At 63.9% G+C, this 16,538-nt stretch carries 20 protein-coding genes; all 20 read left to right on the top strand.

The genetic code is table 11. From position 1 onward, the window contains the following. The first annotated feature begins 20 nt into the window (after window positions 1-20). The 20 genes from rpoC (at window position 21) to rpsN (ending at window position 16,524) form a co-directional block, all read left to right on the top strand. Complete coding sequence (gene rpoC / locus H512_RS22425; protein ID WP_036789946.1) at window positions 21-4,226, top strand: DNA-directed RNA polymerase subunit beta'; 4,206 nt, start codon at window positions 21-23, stop codon at window positions 4,224-4,226. Between the two features lie 793 nt (window positions 4,227-5,019). Continuing rightward, entirely contained in the window at window positions 5,020-5,391 is a 372-nt protein-coding gene (gene rpsL, locus H512_RS0104270; protein WP_026782429.1) for a 30S ribosomal protein S12, read from the top strand. A gap of 68 nt (window positions 5,392-5,459) precedes the next feature. After that, entirely contained in the window at window positions 5,460-5,930 is a 471-nt protein-coding gene (gene rpsG, locus H512_RS0104265) for a 30S ribosomal protein S7 (protein ID WP_026782428.1), read from the top strand. A gap of 21 nt (window positions 5,931-5,951) precedes the next feature. Further along, window positions 5,952-8,027, top strand: coding sequence for an elongation factor G (fusA, locus tag H512_RS0104260; protein ID WP_026782427.1), 2,076 nt, complete (start codon window positions 5,952-5,954; stop codon window positions 8,025-8,027). Between the two features lie 51 nt (window positions 8,028-8,078). Further along, a complete protein-coding gene (gene tuf / locus H512_RS0104255) occupies window positions 8,079-9,269 on the top strand; it encodes an elongation factor Tu (RefSeq protein WP_026782426.1) in 1,191 nt (396 codons plus the stop codon). 65 nt (window positions 9,270-9,334) lie between these two features. Further along, the gene (gene rpsJ, locus H512_RS0104250; protein WP_026782425.1) at window positions 9,335-9,643 is read left to right on the top strand and encodes a 30S ribosomal protein S10; all 309 of its coding nucleotides are present in this window, start codon (window positions 9,335-9,337) and stop codon (window positions 9,641-9,643) included. Between the two features lie 29 nt (window positions 9,644-9,672). After that, on the top strand, window positions 9,673-10,380 hold the full coding sequence (rplC, locus tag H512_RS0104245; RefSeq protein WP_026782424.1) for a 50S ribosomal protein L3: 708 nt from the start codon (window positions 9,673-9,675) through the stop codon (window positions 10,378-10,380). Next, window positions 10,380-11,000, top strand: coding sequence for a 50S ribosomal protein L4 (gene rplD / locus H512_RS0104240; protein ID WP_026782423.1), 621 nt, complete (start codon window positions 10,380-10,382; stop codon window positions 10,998-11,000). The genes rplC and rplD overlap by 1 nt, the downstream gene beginning before the upstream one ends. Continuing rightward, window positions 10,997-11,290, top strand: coding sequence for a 50S ribosomal protein L23 (locus H512_RS0104235; protein WP_026782422.1), 294 nt, complete (start codon window positions 10,997-10,999; stop codon window positions 11,288-11,290). The genes rplD and H512_RS0104235 overlap by 4 nt, the downstream gene beginning before the upstream one ends. A gap of 19 nt (window positions 11,291-11,309) precedes the next feature. Further along, entirely contained in the window at window positions 11,310-12,149 is an 840-nt protein-coding gene (gene rplB / locus H512_RS0104230) for a 50S ribosomal protein L2 (protein WP_026782421.1), read from the top strand. A gap of 15 nt (window positions 12,150-12,164) precedes the next feature. Continuing rightward, entirely contained in the window at window positions 12,165-12,443 is a 279-nt protein-coding gene (rpsS, locus tag H512_RS0104225) for a 30S ribosomal protein S19 (protein ID WP_026782420.1), read from the top strand. Window positions 12,444-12,446: 3 nt separating this feature from the next. Continuing rightward, complete coding sequence (rplV, locus tag H512_RS0104220; protein ID WP_036789942.1) at window positions 12,447-12,827, top strand: 50S ribosomal protein L22; 381 nt, start codon at window positions 12,447-12,449, stop codon at window positions 12,825-12,827. Continuing rightward, entirely contained in the window at window positions 12,827-13,609 is a 783-nt protein-coding gene (rpsC, locus tag H512_RS0104215; protein ID WP_026782418.1) for a 30S ribosomal protein S3, read from the top strand. The genes rplV and rpsC overlap by 1 nt, the downstream gene beginning before the upstream one ends. Window positions 13,610-13,631: 22 nt before the next feature. Then, window positions 13,632-14,045 (top strand): 50S ribosomal protein L16, encoded by a 414-nt coding sequence (gene rplP, locus H512_RS0104210; RefSeq protein ID WP_026782417.1) that lies wholly within the window; start codon window positions 13,632-13,634, stop codon window positions 14,043-14,045. Window positions 14,046-14,134: 89 nt separating this feature from the next. Continuing rightward, a complete protein-coding gene (rpmC, locus tag H512_RS0104205; RefSeq protein WP_026782416.1) occupies window positions 14,135-14,335 on the top strand; it encodes a 50S ribosomal protein L29 in 201 nt (66 codons plus the stop codon). Window positions 14,336-14,347: 12 nt separating this feature from the next. Next, window positions 14,348-14,590, top strand: coding sequence for a 30S ribosomal protein S17 (rpsQ, locus tag H512_RS0104200; RefSeq protein WP_026782415.1), 243 nt, complete (start codon window positions 14,348-14,350; stop codon window positions 14,588-14,590). Between the two features lie 369 nt (window positions 14,591-14,959). Continuing rightward, window positions 14,960-15,328, top strand: a complete 369-nt coding sequence (rplN, locus tag H512_RS0104195; RefSeq protein WP_026782414.1) for a 50S ribosomal protein L14 — start codon at window positions 14,960-14,962, stop codon at window positions 15,326-15,328. Between the two features lie 2 nt (window positions 15,329-15,330). Then, on the top strand, window positions 15,331-15,648 hold the full coding sequence (gene rplX, locus H512_RS0104190) for a 50S ribosomal protein L24 (RefSeq protein WP_026782413.1): 318 nt from the start codon (window positions 15,331-15,333) through the stop codon (window positions 15,646-15,648). Continuing rightward, a complete protein-coding gene (gene rplE, locus H512_RS0104185; protein ID WP_036789937.1) occupies window positions 15,641-16,198 on the top strand; it encodes a 50S ribosomal protein L5 in 558 nt (185 codons plus the stop codon). Before rplX ends, rplE begins: the two co-directional genes overlap by 8 nt. Before the next feature lie 20 nt (window positions 16,199-16,218). Next, the gene (gene rpsN / locus H512_RS0104180) at window positions 16,219-16,524 is read left to right on the top strand and encodes a 30S ribosomal protein S14 (protein WP_026782411.1); all 306 of its coding nucleotides are present in this window, start codon (window positions 16,219-16,221) and stop codon (window positions 16,522-16,524) included. Window positions 16,525-16,538 lie beyond the last annotated feature (14 nt).

Genomic DNA, 16,538 nt, shown 5'->3' with positions numbered 1-16,538 from the left:
CATCACAGGAGAACGAGCCGATGAACCAAGAGGTCATGAACCTTTTCAACGCACAGGCTCCCGTGCAGGTCTTCGACCAGATCAAGATCTCCCTCGCTTCCCCCGAGAAGATCCTGTCCTGGTCCTACGGCGAGATCAAGAAGCCGGAAACCATCAACTACCGCACCTTCAAGCCCGAGCGCGACGGCCTGTTCTGCGCCCGCATCTTCGGGCCGATCAAGGACTACGAGTGCTTGTGCGGCAAGTACAAGCGCATGAAGTACAAGGGCGTCATCTGCGAGAAGTGCGGCGTCGAGGTCACGCTGTCGCGCGTCCGCCGCGAGCGCATGGGCCACATCGAACTGGCGGCGCCCGTCGCCCACATCTGGTTCCTGAAGTCGCTGCCGAGCCGGATTGGCCTCCTGCTCGACATGCCGCTGAAGGACCTCGAGCGCATCCTCTACTTCGAAAACTACGTCGTCACCGAGCCCGGCCTGACGCCCCTCAAGCAGCATCAGCTCCTCACCGAAGAGGACTACATGCGCGCCCAGGAGGAATACGGCGAGGACACCTTCACCGCCCTGATCGGCGCCGAGGCGATCCGCGAGCTGCTGCAGTCGCTCGACCTCGCCAAGCTGGCCGAGAAGCTGCGCCAGGAGATCGCCGAGTCGACCTCCGAGCTGAAGCCGAAGAAGCTCGCCAAGCGCGTCAACATCATCGAGGCGTTCATCCAGTCGGGCAACAAGCCCGAGTGGATGGTGATGAGCGTCATCCCGGTCATCCCGCCGGACCTGCGTCCGCTGGTGCCGCTGGACGGCGGCCGCTTCGCGACCTCCGACCTCAATGACCTCTATCGCCGCGTCATCAACCGCAACAACCGCCTGAAGCGCCTGATCGAGCTGCGCGCGCCGGACATCATCATCCGCAACGAGAAGCGCATGCTTCAGGAGTCGGTCGATGCGCTGTTCGACAACGGCCGCCGCGGCCGCGTCATCACCGGCGCCAACAAGCGGCCGCTGAAGTCGCTCTCCGACATGCTGAAGGGCAAGCAGGGCCGCTTCCGCCAGAACCTGCTCGGCAAGCGCGTCGACTACTCCGGCCGTTCGGTCATCGTGGTCGGCCCGGAAATGAAGCTGCACCAGTGCGGCCTGCCGAAGAAGATGGCGCTGGAGCTGTTCAAGCCGTTCATCTACTCCCGCCTCGACGCCAAGGGCTTCTCCTCGACGGTGAAGCAGGCCAAGAAGCTGGTGGAGAAGGAGCGTCCGGAGGTCTGGGACATCCTCGACGAGGTGATCCGCGAGCATCCGGTGATGCTGAACCGCGCCCCGACGCTGCACCGCCTCGGCATCCAGGCCTTCGAGCCGATCCTGATCGAGGGCAAGGCGATCCAGCTGCATCCGCTGGTCTGCTCGGCCTTCAACGCCGACTTCGACGGCGACCAGATGGCCGTCCACGTGCCGCTGTCGCTGGAGGCGCAGCTCGAAGCCCGCGTGCTGATGATGTCGACCAACAACATCCTGCACCCCGCCAACGGCGCGCCGATCATCGTGCCGTCTCAGGACATCGTGCTCGGCCTCTACTACCTGTCGATCATGAATGACGGCGAGCCCGGCGAGGGCATGGCCTTCGCCGATTTCGGCGAATTGCAGCACGCGCTCGATACCGGCGCCGTGACGCTGCATTCCAAGGTGCGCGGCCGCTTCAAGACGGTCGACAAGGACGGCAATCCGGTCTCCAAGATCTACGAGACCACGCCCGGCCGCATGATGATCGGCCAGTTGCTGCCCAAGCATCACAACGTGCCGTATGATCTCTGCAACGAGCTGATGACCAAGAAGAAGATCTCGGCGATGATCGACGCCGTCTACCGCCATTGCGGTCAGAAGGAGTCGGTGATCTTCTGCGACAAGATCATGGCCCTCGGCTTCAAGGAGGCCTGCAACGCCGGCATCTCCTTCGGCAAGGACGACATGGTCATTCCCGAGACCAAGGCGGACCTCGTCGGCGAGACGCTGGCGCTGGTCAACGACTACGAGCAGCAGTATTCCGACGGCCTGATCACCCAGGGCGAGAAGTACAACAAGGTGGTCGACGCCTGGGCCAAGTGCACCGACAAGGTGGCCGAGGAGATGATGAAGCGCATCTCCGCCGTGCAGAAGGACGACGTCGGCCGCACCAAGCCGATGAACTCCATCTACATGATGAGCCATTCGGGTGCCCGCGGTTCGCCGGCCCAGATGAAGCAGCTTGCCGGCATGCGCGGCCTGATGGCCAAGCCGTCGGGCGAGATCATCGAGACGCCGATCATCTCGAACTTCAAGGAAGGCCTGTCGGTGATGGAGTACTTCAACTCCACGCACGGCGCCCGCAAGGGTCTGGCCGACACCGCGCTGAAGACCGCCAACTCGGGCTACCTCACCCGTCGCCTCGTCGACGTGGCGCAGGACTGCATCATCACCGAGACCGATTGCGGCGCCGAGGACCAGGGCCTCAGGATGCAGGCGATCGTCGACGCCGGCCAGGTGGTGGCGACGCTAGGGGCCCGCATCCTCGGCCGCACCGCCGCCGAGGACATCACCGTGGCGGCCACGGGCGAAGTGGTGGTCGAAAAGGGCAAGCTGATCGAGGAGCGCGACGTCGAGCGCATCGAGAAGTCCGGCATCCAGTCGGTGAAGATCCGCTCGGTGCTGACCTGCGCCACCAAGATCGGCGTCTGCGCCAAGTGCTACGGTCGCGACCTCGCTCGCGGCACGCCCGTCAACATGGGCGAGGCCGTCGGCGTCATCGCCGCACAGTCGATCGGCGAGCCGGGCACCCAGCTCACCATGCGCACCTTCCACATCGGCGGCACGGCGCAGGTGGTGGACTCGTCGTTCATCGAGTCGACCATCGAGGGCACGGTCAAGATCCGCAACCGCAACGTGGTACGCGACTCTGAAGGCAAGCTGATCGCCATGGGCCGCAACCTCGCGGTCGTGCTGGTCGACGAGGCCGGCAACGAGCGTTCGACCCATCGCGTGGTCTACGGCTCGCGCCTGCACGTCGACGACGGCGACAAGATCAAGCGCGGCCAGCGTCTTGCCGAGTGGGACCCCTACACCCGCCCGGTGCTGACCGACGTCGACGGCGTCGTCGGCTACGAGGATCTGGTCGAAGGCGCCTCGGTGTCGGAGACCACCGACGAGGCGACCGGCATCACCAAGCGCGTCGTCATCGACTGGCGCGGCTCGGCCCGCACGTCGGACCTCAAGCCGGCCATCATCATCAAGGATGCCAACGGCAAGATCGGCAAGCCGCAGAAGGGCGGTGACGCCCGCTACCTGCTCAGCCCCGACGCCATCCTGTCGGTCGAGCCGGGGTCCAGGGTGCATGCCGGCGACGTGCTGGCGCGTATTCCGCTCGAAAGCGCCAAGACGCGCGACATCACCGGCGGTCTGCCGCGCGTTGCCGAGCTGTTCGAGGCCCGTCGTCCGAAGGATCACGCCATCATCGCCGAGATCGACGGCACCATCCGCTTCGGCCGCGACTACAAGAACAAGCGTCGCGTGCTGATCGAGCCGCACGACCAGAGCCTCGAGCCGCGCGAGTACCTGATCCCCAAGACCAAGAACTTCCACCTTCAGGAAGGCGACGTGGTCGAGAAGGGCGATTACATCGTCGACGGCAACCCGGCGCCGCACGACATCCTGGCGATCAAGGGCGTGGAGGCACTGGCCGCCTATCTCGTCAACGAGATCCAGGAAGTCTACCGGTTGCAGGGCGTGGTGATCAACGACAAGCATATCGAGGTGATCGTTCGCCAGATGCTGCAGAAGGTCGAGGTCACCGAGGGCGGCGACACCGACCTGATGGGCGGCGACCAGGTCGACAAGCTGGAGTTCGAGCAGATCAACGAGCGGGCGACGTCCGACGGCAAGCGGCCGGCCATCGCCCACCCGATCCTGCTCGGCATCACCAAGGCCAGCCTGCAGACCCGCTCCTTCATCTCGGCGGCGTCCTTCCAGGAGACCACCCGCGTCCTCACCGAGGCGGCGGTCAACGGCAAGGTCGACACGCTGGAGGGTCTCAAGGAGAACGTCATCGTCGGTCGCCTGATCCCGGCCGGTACCGGTTCGCTGATGAGCCGCATCCGCCAGGTGGCGACCCGCCGCGACGAGCTGATCCTCGAGGAGCGCCGCAAGGACGCCCTCGGCGAGGGCGTCGAGGTGACGGTCGGCGAAGTCGACCGGATCGGCACCGCCGTCTGATCGGCCGGACCGACGCGAAACGAAAAGGGCGCGGCGCTCCGGAAAGGGCGCCGCGCCTTTCATTTGGAGAAATGGATTCTTGCTCCGATGTCGGCTGACGTTTGACATCGGATTCGACCATGCGCATCCGGCGGCGAAATCGGGCTTTGCCCAAATTCGCCGAGAGTCTCGAAAACGCGGAAGGCATCCCGCTTTACGGATTCGTGGACGATCCAAGGATTCGCGGGCAAGGATTCGCTACGGGCATCCGGGCAGCGGCTTCAGTTCGCCGATATGGAAGCGGATTCGCCGTTCCGACCGCTCGATCCCCTGGCAAATGACATGCATATTGCATTTGTTGCGTCGGATCGTACGGAAATTGCCGCTTTATGCTGGGGTGGCGCGCGCAGATAGCCGGGAGGCCGAGGTTTCCGCCTTTTTTGCGCGTCCGGCTTGACGGTCGGGGATAGTTTGAGTAGTGTCCGCGCACTTGATGAGTTGGTCTGTAACGAGAGATCGATCACTGGTCCTTAAACCTTTGATCAAGCATCGTTAAACGCAATTCGCTCCACTGGTGGTGAAAGCTGTTGTACGCACGAACGGTGCCGATCGGCATTGTTCCTCTGCTTTCCGCCGCGCCGGACGTGAGATTTCACGTTATCGGCGCGCTTCGTTTTGTGCGGGCGGGGTGCGGAGAGTTGCGAATTCGGTCAGGGAGCTGGCCTGTCGCCTTGGTTCTGGTGGCGGTTGGTTCTGTAAGGAAGTGAAGTTCCGGTCTTGCTGTAGATCCGGACGTTTGGATTGAAGGTGAAGGATGCCGACGATCAATCAGCTGATCCGTAACCCGCGCGTCGCGCCGGTTTATCGTGAGAAGGCCCGCCATCTCGAGGCTTGCCCTCAGAAGCGTGGCGTTTGCACGCGCGTCTATACGACGACCCCGAAGAAGCCGAACTCGGCTCTCCGTAAGGTCGCCAAGGTCCGTCTGACCAACGGTTACGAGGTCATCGGCTACATTCCCGGCGAAGGTCACAACCTTCAGGAGCACTCGGTGGTCATGATCCGTGGCGGCCGCGTCAAGGACCTTCCGGGCGTGCGCTACCACATCCTCCGCGGCGTGCTCGACACGCAGGGCGTCAAGAACCGCAAGCAGCGCCGTTCCAAGTACGGCGCCAAGCGTCCGAAGTGATCCCTGGCCGGATCCGCGCGTGAAGCCGGGTCCGGTCGGTCTTGTTTTGCTATACCCGGAGACGAAGTATGTCCCGTCGTCACAGTGCAGAGAAGCGCGAGATCAATCCCGATCCGAAGTTCGGTGATATCGTCGTTTCCAAGTTCATGAACTCGATCATGCAGGACGGCAAGAAGTCGGTCGCCGAGGCGATCGTCTATGGTGCCTTCGACAGCATCGAGACCCGCACCCGCCAGAGCGCCGTGCAGACCTTCCATCAGGCGCTCCACAACGTGATGCCGCAGATCGAGGTTCGTTCGCGCCGCGTCGGTGGTGCCACCTACCAGGTTCCGGTCGAGGTTCGGACCGAGCGTCGTCAGGCGCTGGCCATCCGCTGGCTGATCACGGCCGCTCGTGGCCGCAACGAGAAGACGATGATCGATCGTCTGTCGGGCGAGCTGATGGATGCCGCCAACAACCGCGGCACCGCCGTCAAGAAGCGTGAAGACACCCACCGGATGGCCGAGGCCAACCGCGCCTTCTCGCATTATCGCTGGTAAGCCGGACAGGCGGAGACGAACATGGCTCGTACGCATAAGCTCGAGGACTACCGCAACTTCGGCATCATGGCCCACATCGACGCGGGCAAGACGACGACGACGGAGCGGGTCCTCTTTTACTCGGGCAAGTCCCACAAGCTCGGCGAAGTGCACGACGGCGCTGCCACCATGGACTACATGGAGCAGGAGCAGGAGCGTGGCATCACCATCACGTCGGCTGCCACCACCACCTTCTGGAACGGCAAGCGCCTGAACATCATCGACACCCCCGGCCACGTCGACTTCACCATCGAAGTCGAGCGTTCGCTGCGCGTGCTGGATGGCGCCGTCTGCGTGCTGGACTCCAACCAGGGCGTCGAGCCGCAGACCGAGACGGTGTGGCGCCAGGGCGACAAGTACAACGTGCCGCGTATCGTCTTCTGCAACAAGATGGACAAGACCGGCGCCAACTTCGACCAGTGCCTCAGCGACATCCGCACCCGCCTCGGCGCCCGTCCGGTGGCCCTGCAGCTGCCGATCGGTTCCGAAGCCAACTTCAAGGGCGTCGTCGACCTCATCCGCATGAAGGCAGTGGTCTGGGAAGACGAGCAGCTCGGCGCCAAGTTCCATGACGAAGAGATTCCGGCCGACATGCTGGAGCGCGCCAAGGAAGCGCGTGGCGAGCTGATCGAAGCCGCCGTCGAGCTGGACGACGACGCCATGGAGGCCTACCTCGAGGGCAACGAGCCCGACGAGGCGACCCTCAAGAAGCTGATCCGCAAGGCGGTTCTGATTTCGGCCTGGTTCCCGGTTCTCGCTGGCTCGGCGTTCAAGAACAAGGGCGTGCAGACGCTGCTCGACGCCGTCGTCGACTTCCTGCCGTCGCCGGTCGACGTGCCGCCGACCCGTGGCATCGATCCGAAGACCGAGGAAGAGACCGTCCGCCTGTCGTCCGACGACGAGCCGCTCTCCATGCTCGCCTTCAAGATCATCGAAGATCCCTACGGCGTTCTGACCTTCGCCCGCGTCTACTCGGGCGTGCTGACCAAGGGTTCAACCGTCCTCAACTCGACCCGCGAGAAGAAGGAGCGCATCGGCCGTATGGTGCAGATGCACGCCGACACCCGCGAGGACGTCGAGGAAGCCCGTGCCGGCGACATCGTCGCCTTCGTTGGCCTCAAGGACACCCGCACCGGCGACACGCTCTGCGACCCGCTGAAGCCGGTCATCCTTGAGAAGATGGAATTCCCCGAGCCGGTCATCGAGATGGCCGTCGAGGCGGCCACCAAGAGCGAGCAGGAGAAGCTCTCCATCGCTCTGGCCAAGCTGGCTTCGGAGGATCCGTCCTTCCGCGTCTCGACCGACCAGGAGTCGGGCCAGACGATCATCAAGGGCATGGGCGAGCTGCATCTCGACATCAAGATCGACATCCTCCGTCGCGCCCCGCACAACATTAAGGTGAACGTCGGCGCGCCGCAGGTGGCCTACCGCGAGACCATCCGCAAGGCGACCGAGATCGACTACACCCACAAGAAGCAGACCGGCGGTACCGGTCAGTTCGCCAAGGTGAAGTTCATCGTCGAGCCGAACGAAGTCGCCAAGGGCTTCACCTTCGAGAACAAGATCATCGGCGGCGTGGTTCCCAAGGAATACATCCCCGGCGTCGAGAAGGGCCTGAACTCGGTGATGACCTCCGGTCCGCTCGCCGGCTTCCCGGTGGTCGACGTCAAGGTGACGCTGATCGACGGCGCCTACCACGAGGTGGACTCCTCGGCCATCGCCTTCGAAATCGCCTCGCGCGCCGCTCTGCGCGAAGCCATCGAGAAGGCCTCGCCCGTGCTGCTTGAGCCGGTGATGAAGGTCGAGATCGTGTCGCCCGAGGAGTACGTCGGTTCCGTCATCGGCGACGTCAACTCCCGCCGCGGCCAGATCCAGGGCCAGGACATGCGCGGCAACGCCAATGTCATCACGGCCTTCGTGCCGCTCGCCAACATGTTCGGCTACGTGAACCAGCTCCGTTCGATGAGCCAGGGCCGCGCCAGCTACACCATGCAGTTCGACCACTACGAGCAGGTTCCGGCGGCGGTTGCCCAGGAAGTCCAGGCCAAGTACGCCTGAGTTCCCGACCGCTGACCTCAACCCGCTACACGAGACAAAGGAAGATATCCGATGGCCAAGGAAAAGTTTTCGCGGACGAAGCCGCACTGCAACATCGGCACGATCGGTCACGTCGACCACGGCAAGACGTCGCTGACTGCGGCGATCACCAAGGTTCTGGCCGAGACGGGCGGTGCGACGTTCAAGGCCTATGACCAGATCGACGCGGCTCCGGAAGAGAAGGCGCGCGGCATCACGATCAACACGGCGCACGTCGAGTACGAGACGCAGAACCGTCACTACGCGCATGTCGACTGCCCCGGCCACGCCGACTATGTGAAGAACATGATCACCGGCGCGGCGCAGATGGACGGCGCGATCCTGGTGGTCTCGGCGGCCGACGGCCCGATGCCGCAGACCCGCGAGCACATCCTGCTGGCCCGTCAGGTCGGCGTTCCGGCGATCGTGGTGTACCTGAACAAGTGCGACATGGTCGACGATCCGGAGCTGCTGGAACTCGTCGAGATGGAAGTGCGCGAGCTTCTGTCGTCCTACGACTTCCCCGGCGACGACATCCCGATCATCAAGGGTTCGGCTCTCGTTGCCCTCGAGGGCGGCGATCCGGTTCTGGGCCATGACTCGATCCTCGAGCTGATGACCCAGGTCGACGCCTACATCCCGCAGCCGGATCGTCCGGTCGACCAGCCGTTCCTGATGCCGATCGAGGACGTGTTCTCGATCTCCGGCCGCGGCACGGTGGTGACCGGCCGCGTCGAGCGCGGCATCGTCAAGGTCGGCGAGGAAGTCGAGATCGTCGGCATCCGTCCGACCACCAAGACGACGGTGACCGGCGTCGAGATGTTCCGCAAGCTGCTCGACCAGGGCCAGGCGGGCGACAACATCGGCGCGCTGCTGCGCGGCACCAAGCGCGAGGACGTCGAGCGCGGCCAGGTGCTGTGCAAGCCGGCTTCGGTGAACCCGCACACCAAGTTCAAGGCCGAAGCCTACATCCTGACCAAGGAAGAGGGTGGCCGTCACACGCCGTTCTTCACCAACTACCGCCCGCAGTTCTACTTCCGCACGACGGACGTGACCGGCGTGGTGACGCTGAACGAAGGCGTGGAGATGGTGATGCCGGGCGACAACGTGACGATGAACGTCCAGCTGATCGTGCCGATCGCCATGGAGGAGAAGCTCCGCTTCGCCATCCGTGAAGGCGGCCGTACCGTCGGCGCCGGCGTCGTCGCTTCGATCGTCGAGTAATTGATCGTTTCGAGGTGATACGGGGCGGGGTTCGCTCCGCCCGCGTCTCCTCCAGAGGTAGAGAAATGAACGGTCAGAATATCCGTATCCGTCTCAAAGCGTTCGATCATCGTATCCTCGATGCCTCGACGCGCGAGATCGTCAACACGGCCAAGCGCACGGGCGCGCAGGTCCGGGGCCCGGTTCCGCTTCCGACGCGAATCGAGAAGTTCACGGTCAACCGCTCGCCCCACATCGACAAGAAGAGCCGCGAACAGTTCGAGATGCGCACTCACAAGCGCCTCCTGGACATCATCGATCCGACCCCGCAGACCGTGGACGCGCTGATGAAGCTCGACCTCGCGGCCGGCGTGGACGTCGAGATCAAGCTCTGAGAACAAGAGCCGGGTTGAGAGAGAACGCTATGCGCTCAGGTGTCATTGCACAGAAGGTCGGCATGACCCGCGTCTACAACGACGCAGGCGAGCATGTTCCCGTGACGGTTCTCAAGCTAGAGAACTGCCAGGTGGTCGCTCACCGTACCGAAGAAAAGAACGGCTATACCGCGCTCCAGCTTGGCGCCGGTACGGTCAAGGTCAAGAACGTCTCGAAGGCGCTGCGCGGCCACTTCGCCGTGGCGCAGGTCGAGCCGAAGCGTGAAGTCGCCGAGTTCCGGGTGTCGCCCGAGAATCTCATCGAGGTTGGGGCCGAGCTGACGGCCGACCATTTCGTCGCCGGCCAGTTCGTCGACGTCACCGGTACCTCGATCGGCAAGGGCTTCGCCGGCGCCATGAAGCGCTGGAACTTCCATGGCGGCCGCGCCACCCACGGTAACTCGGTGTCGCACCGCGTTCTGGGTTCGACCGGTCAGCGTCAGGATCCGGGCAAGGTCTTCAAGAACAAGAAGATGCCTGGCCATCTCGGCGACGAGCGCGTGACCACGCAGAACCTGAAGATCGTGCGCACCGACGCCGATCGCGGTCTGATCCTGGTCGAGGGCGCGGTCCCCGGTGCCAAGGGCGGCTGGATCCTCGTCCGCGATGCGGTCAAGAAGAAGCTTCCGGAAGGTGTTCCCACCCCGGGCAAGTTCCGCAAGGCGGCGCCCGCTGCGACTGCGGAGGCAGGTGAGTGATGGAACTCGAAGTCAAGACCCTCGATGGCACCGTTGCCGGGACGGTCGCGCTCTCGGACGAGATCTTCGGTCTCGAACCGCGCGCCGACATCCTGCAGCGCGTCGTGCGCTGGCAGCTCGCCAAGCGCCAGGCCGGCACGCACAAGACTCTGACCCGTACAGAGATCACCAAGACCGGCAAGAAGATGTACCGGCAGAAGGGCACCGGCGGCGCCCGTCACGGCAACAAGGCGGCTCCGCAGTTCCGTGGCGGCGGCAAGGCCTTCGGCCCCGTGGTGCGCAGCCACGAGCACGACCTGCCCAAGAAGGTTCGGGCCCTTGGCCTGAAGCTCGCCCTGTCGGCCAAGGCCAAGGGTGCCAACATTTTCGTCCTGGACGAGGCGGTCGCCGCCGAGGCCAAGACGAAGGCCCTGAAGACGAAGCTCGCCGCGCTCGGTCTCACCAACGCGCTGATCATCGACGGCGCTTCGCCGCAGGATCAGTTCCGCCTGGCGGCCCGTGCCATCCCGCAGATCGACGTGCTGCCCGTGCAGGGCATCAACGTCTACGACATCCTGCGGCGTGACACGCTGGTTCTCACCAAGGCGGCCGTGTCGGCGCTCGAGGAGCGGTTCAAATGACCAATCTGAAGCACTACGACATCATCCGCACGCCGGTGGTCACCGAAAAGGCGACCATCCAGGCTGAGAACAACAAGGTGGTCTTCAACGTTGCCCGGACCGCCACCAAGCCGGAGATCAAGGCTGCCGTCGAGCAGCTGTTCTCGGTGAAGGTGAAGAGCGTCAACACGCTCGTGCGCAAGGGCAAGACGAAGCGCTTCCGGGGCATCATCGGCACCCAGTCCGACGTGAAGAAAGCGGTCGTGACCCTCGAGGAGGGGCACTCGATCGACATCACGACGGGCCTCTGATCCGAGCGGCAGGACGATTATGGCACTCAAATATTACAAGCCGACGACCCCGGGCCAGCGTCAGTTGGTCCTCGTCGATCGCTCCGAGCTTCACAAGGGCGCGCCGGTGAAGGCGCTGACCGAAGGTCTCAACAAGACCGGCGGTCGCAACAACCTCGGCCGTATCACCGCCTACCATCGCGGTGGCGGTCACAAGCGCTCCTATCGCCTCGTCGACTTCAAGCGTCGCAAGCTCGGCGTTCCCGCCGTGGTCGAGCGGCTGGAGTACGACCCGAACCGCACCGGCTTCATCGCCCTCATCAAGTATCAGGACGGTGAACTCAGCTACATCCTGGCCCCGCAGCGGCTCTCGGTCGGCGACACCGTCGTCGCCGCCGCCGCCGCCGACGTCAAGCCCGGCAACGCGATGCAGCTGTCGGCCATTCCGGTCGGCACGCTGGTCCACAATGTCGAGCTGAAGCCGGGCAAGGGCGGCCAGATCGCCCGGTCGGCCGGTTCCTACGCCCAGATCGTCGGCCGCGACCAGGGTTACACCGTCGTGCGTCTCAACTCCGGTGAGCAGCGCAAGGTGCTCGGCACCTGCTTCGCCACCATCGGCGCCGTGTCGAACCCCGACCACGCCAACGTGTCGATCGGCAAGGCCGGCCGCAACCGCTGGCTGGGCAAGCGTCCGGTCAACCGCGGCGTGACGATGAACCCGATCGACCATCCGCACGGCGGCGGCGAAGGCCGCACTTCGGGCGGCCGTCACCCGGTCACCCCGTGGGGCAAGCCGACCAAGGGCAAGAAGACGAGGTCGAACAAGTCCACGGACAAGTTCATCGTCCGTAGCCGCCACGCGCGCAAGAAGTCGCAGTAAGAGAGAGGAACGACCGTGACTCGTTCGGTTTGGAAAGGCCCGTTCGTCGACGGCTACCTCCTCAAGAAGGCGGAAGTCAGTCGCGCCAGCGGCCGCAATGAAGTCATCAAGATCTGGAGCCGCCGCTCCACGATCCTGCCGAATTTCGTCGGACTGACGTTCGGCGTCTACAACGGCCAGAAGCACATCCCGGTGTCGGTGAACGAGGACATGGTGGGGCACAAGTTCGGCGAGTTCGCGCCGACCCGCACCTACTATGGCCATGGCGCCGACAAGAAGGCGAAGAGGAAGTAACCCATGGGCAAGCCGAAGCGTGAACGCACGCTCGCCGACACTGAGGCGCAGGCGGTGACCCGCAACCTCCGCGTCTCGCCGCAGAAGCTCAACCTTGTCGCGGCGCTGATCCGCGGCAAGAAGGTCAACACGGCCCTGGCCGATCTCACCTTCTCGCGCAAGCGCATCGCCGGCGACGTGAAGAAGACGCTGGAGTCGGCGATCGCCAATGCCGAGAACAACCACGACCTCGACGTCGACGCGCTCGTCGTCAAGGAAGCTTTCGTGAGCAAGGGCCTCGTCATGAAGCGCTTCTCGCCGCGGGCTCGTGGTCGCGTCGGCCAGATCCAGAAGCCTTTTGCGAACCTGACCATCGTGGTTCGTGAAGTCGAGGAGACCGCCTGATGGGTCACAAAGTCAATCCGATCGGTCTGCGTCTCGGCATCAACCGGACCTGGGACTCGCGCTGGTTCGCCGGCAAGACCGAGTACGGCGCGCTGCTGCATGAAGACCTCGCCATCCGCAACTTCCTCTTCAATGAGCTGAAGGCGGCGGCGGTCTCCAAGATCGTCATCGAGCGTCCGCACAAGAAGTGCCGCGTCACCATCCACTCGGCTCGTCCGGGCGTGGTGATCGGCAAGAAGGGTGCGGACATCGAGAAGCTGCGCAAGCAGATCGCCAAGTTCACCGCCTCGGAAGTGCATCTCAACATCGTCGAGGTGCGCAAGCCCGAGACCGACGCGACGCTGATCGCCGCGTCGATCGCCCAGCAGCTCGAGCGCCGCGTGGCTTTCCGCCGTGCGATGAAGCGTTCGGTGCAGTCGGCGATGCGTCTCGGTGCCGAAGGCATCCGCATCAACGCCGGCGGCCGTCTCGGCGGCGCCGAAATCGCCCGCCTGGAGTGGTATCGCGAGGGCCGCGTGCCCCTGCATACCCTGCGCGCCGACATCGACTACGGCATTGCCACCGCCCACACCGCCTATGGCACCAACGGCCTCAAGGTCTGGGTGTTCAAGGGCGAGATCCTGGAGCACGACCCGCTCGCTTCCGAGCGCAAGGCTCTCGAGGGTGGCAATGACGGCGAGCGTTCGGGCGGCGACCGCCGTCGTGACCGCGACCCCCGTGGCGACCGTGAAGGCCGTGGCCGTGGCCGTGGTCGTGACCGCGACGCCGATGGTGCGCGTTAACTAGAGTTTTGGGAGAAGGAAGATGCTTCAACCGAAGCGCACCAAATTCCGCAAGCAGTTCAAGGGCCGCATTCATGGCGCGTCCAAGGGCGGCACCGATTTGAACTTTGGCGCCTATGGCCTCAAGGCCATGGAACCCGAGCGCGTCACCGCGCGGCAGATCGAGGCGGCCCGCCGCGCGATCACCCGCCAGATGAAGCGTGTCGGTCGTGTCTGGATCCGCGTCTTCCCGGACGTGCCGGTCACCGCCAAGCCGACCGAAGTCCGCATGGGTAAGGGCAAGGGGTCCATCGAGTTCTGGTGCGTTCGCATCAAGCCCGGCCGGATCATGTTCGAGCTCGACGGCGTTCCCGAGGAGGTCGCCCGCGAGGCGCTCCGTCTCGGCGCGGCCAAACTTCCGATCAAGACGCGCTTCATTCAGCGCATCGCCGAGTGATCCGGAGGGGCATCCGCCCGGAAGGCAAGGCGCCTTCCGGACGCGGATGCTTATCGGAAGACCGGCCCTACTGTTAGGACGAGAAAACGATGAAGGCGAACGACGTTCGGGCCATGACGCCCGACCAGCTCGAGGACGAGCTGGCCAAGCTGAAGAAAGAGCAGTTCAACCTGCGCTTCCAGAAGGCGACGGGCCAGCTTGAGAATACGTCCCGCGTGCGGGTCGTGCGTCGCGACATCGCCCGCATCCAGACGGTTCTGCGCGACAAGCGCGCGGTTGCCAACGCTTAAAGGAGAGACGAGTTGCCGAAGCGCATCCTGCAAGGCGTCGTCGTCAGCGACAAGACCGACAAGACGGTCGTGGTGAAGGTGGAGCGTCGCTTCACCCATCCGGTGCTCAAGAAGACCGTGCGCCGGACCAAGAACTACCAGGCGCATGACGAGGCGAACCAGTACAAGGTTGGAGACGTGGTTTCCATTGAGGAAAGCCGTCCGATCTCCAAGACCAAGCGCTGGGTTGTGCTCTCCACCGCCAGCGCCAGCTGAGCGGACGAGACGAATTAGCTTCCCCGGGTCATTGACTTCCGGCCCGGAGAGGCTTATGCGGCAGACGCTGATTTCTAGACGGAGCGGTAGAATCTGCCGTTCCGTTTCGGATTGTTTTGTCGAGGCTGCCTGAGGGCAGCGCGACCTGACGGCGAAAGCGAGACATCCGGTCTTGTTTCCGGCCGCCTCACGAGGCGGCAGGGTAGGGACCGGGCCTCCCGGGCTGCGGATACGGCCTGGGACTGGAGCGAACTCGAAAGAAGGGTCCGGCACGCCGCACCCCCATTTCCAGAGTTCCGATCAAAGTCGCTGCCCCTGGCGCCTCCCGGCGCCGGCGGGCGCATGCATCAAAGATAAGGCGGCCCAGTCATGATTCAGATGCAAACCAACCTCGACGTGGCGGATAATTCCGGCGCCCGTCGTGTTATGTGCATCAAAGTGCTCGGCGGCGCGAAGCGGCGTTATGCCTCGGTGGGCGACATCATCGTCGTTTCCATCAAGGAAGCCATTCCTCGCGGCCGTGTGAAGAAGGGCGACGTGATGAAGGCGGTCGTGGTCCGCACGGCCAAGGACATCCGTCGCACGGACGGTTCGGTCATTCGTTTCGACAAGAATGCCGCCGTTCTCATCAACAACCAGAAAGAGCCGATCGGGACCCGTATCTTCGGGCCGGTTCCGCGCGAGCTTCGCGCCAAGAACCACATGAAGATCATCTCGCTCGCCCCGGAGGTTCTGTAACCATGGCCGCCAAGATCAAGAAGGGCGACAAGGTCGTGGTTCTCGCCGGCAAGGACAAGGGCAAGACCGGTGAGGTCATCGAGGTCCGTCCGTCCGAGAATCGCGCCGTTGTCCGCGGCGTCAACATCGTTCGCCATCATCAGCGCCAGTCGGCCAAGTCCGAGGGTGGTGTCGTCGCCAAGGAAGCGGCGCTCGACCTCTCGAACCTTGCCGTTGCCGATCCGAAGGACGGCAAGCCGACCCGCGTTGGGTTCAAGCTGCTCGACGACGGCCGCAAGGTCCGCTTCGCCAAGCGTTCCGGAGATGTGATCGATGGCTGATGCGGTCTACATTCCGCGCCTCAAGCGCACCTACGACGAGACGATCCGCAAGGCTCTCATCGACCAGTTCAACTACAAGAACGCGATGGAAGTTCCGGCTCTCGACAAGATCGTTCTGAACATGGGCGTCGGCGAGACCGTCGCCGATGGCAAGAAGATCAACTCGGCTGTCGGCGATCTCACGCTCATCGCCGGCCAGAAGCCGGTGGTCACCAAGGCCCGTCAGTCCATCGCGACCTTCAAGCTGCGCGAGGGCATGAACATCGGCGCCAAGGTGACGCTGCGTCGCCAGCGCATGTACGAGTTCCTCGACCGCCTGATCACCATCGCGCTGCCGCGTGTGCGTGACTTCCGTGGTCTGAACCCGAAGTCCTTCGACGGCCGTGGCAACTTCGCCATGGGCATCAAGGAGCACATCGTTTTCCCCGAGATCGAGTACGACAAGGTCGAGCAGGTCTGGGGCATGGACATCATCGTCTGCACCACGGCGAAGACCGACGACGAGGCGCGCGCGCTTCTCAAGGCCTTCAATTTCCCGTTCCGGCAGTGACGAGAAGGGTTCGGATTTAAATGGCAAAGAAGAGCGCCATCGAGAAGAACAAGCGTCGCCAGAAGCTGGTGAAGCAGTTCTCCGCCAAGCGTGAGGCCCTCAAGGCCGTCGCGAACGACAAGTCGCTGTCGATCGAGGAGCAGTTCGCTGCCCGCCTGAAGCTCGCCGAGCTTCCGCGCAACTCGTCGGCGGTCCGCGTTCGCAACCGCTGCGAAGTCACCGGCCGTCCGCGGTCTTATTATCGCAAGCTCAAGATGAGCCGTATCGCCCTGCGTGAGCTGGGGTCGCTCGGTCTCATCCCGGGCCTTGTGAAGTCGAGCTGGTAAGGAGAACGGTCCCC

Source organism: Pleomorphomonas koreensis DSM 23070 (assembly GCF_000425185.1).
Taxonomy (GTDB): domain Bacteria; phylum Pseudomonadota; class Alphaproteobacteria; order Rhizobiales; family Pleomorphomonadaceae; genus Pleomorphomonas; species Pleomorphomonas koreensis.
The sequence above is the reverse complement of the archived record's forward strand: the minus strand, read 5'-3'. Positions and strand labels throughout refer to the sequence as shown.

Excerpts from the sequence above, each read along its gene's own strand:
- rpoC (WP_036789946.1), top strand. The coding sequence starts at position 21 with ATGAACCAAGAGGTCATGAACCTTTTCAACGCACAGGCTCCCGTGCAG.
- rplN (WP_026782414.1), top strand. The coding sequence starts at position 14,960 with ATGATTCAGATGCAAACCAACCTCGACGTGGCGGATAATTCCGGCGCC.
- rplB (WP_026782421.1), top strand. The coding sequence starts at position 11,310 with ATGGCACTCAAATATTACAAGCCGACGACCCCGGGCCAGCGTCAGTTG.
- rpsC (WP_026782418.1), top strand. The coding sequence starts at position 12,827 with ATGGGTCACAAAGTCAATCCGATCGGTCTGCGTCTCGGCATCAACCGG.
- rplE (WP_036789937.1), top strand. The coding sequence starts at position 15,641 with ATGGCTGATGCGGTCTACATTCCGCGCCTCAAGCGCACCTACGACGAG.
- H512_RS0104235 (WP_026782422.1), top strand. The coding sequence starts at position 10,997 with ATGACCAATCTGAAGCACTACGACATCATCCGCACGCCGGTGGTCACC.
- fusA (WP_026782427.1), top strand. The coding sequence starts at position 5,952 with ATGGCTCGTACGCATAAGCTCGAGGACTACCGCAACTTCGGCATCATG.
- rpsJ (WP_026782425.1), top strand. The coding sequence starts at position 9,335 with ATGAACGGTCAGAATATCCGTATCCGTCTCAAAGCGTTCGATCATCGT.
- rplX (WP_026782413.1), top strand. The coding sequence starts at position 15,331 with ATGGCCGCCAAGATCAAGAAGGGCGACAAGGTCGTGGTTCTCGCCGGC.
- rpsN (WP_026782411.1), top strand. The coding sequence starts at position 16,219 with ATGGCAAAGAAGAGCGCCATCGAGAAGAACAAGCGTCGCCAGAAGCTG.
- rplV (WP_036789942.1), top strand. The coding sequence starts at position 12,447 with ATGGGCAAGCCGAAGCGTGAACGCACGCTCGCCGACACTGAGGCGCAG.
- rpsL (WP_026782429.1), top strand. The coding sequence starts at position 5,020 with ATGCCGACGATCAATCAGCTGATCCGTAACCCGCGCGTCGCGCCGGTT.
- tuf (WP_026782426.1), top strand. The coding sequence starts at position 8,079 with ATGGCCAAGGAAAAGTTTTCGCGGACGAAGCCGCACTGCAACATCGGC.
- rplD (WP_026782423.1), top strand. The coding sequence starts at position 10,380 with ATGGAACTCGAAGTCAAGACCCTCGATGGCACCGTTGCCGGGACGGTC.
- rplC (WP_026782424.1), top strand. The coding sequence starts at position 9,673 with ATGCGCTCAGGTGTCATTGCACAGAAGGTCGGCATGACCCGCGTCTAC.
- rpsG (WP_026782428.1), top strand. The coding sequence starts at position 5,460 with ATGTCCCGTCGTCACAGTGCAGAGAAGCGCGAGATCAATCCCGATCCG.
- rplP (WP_026782417.1), top strand. The coding sequence starts at position 13,632 with ATGCTTCAACCGAAGCGCACCAAATTCCGCAAGCAGTTCAAGGGCCGC.
- rpmC (WP_026782416.1), top strand. The coding sequence starts at position 14,135 with ATGAAGGCGAACGACGTTCGGGCCATGACGCCCGACCAGCTCGAGGAC.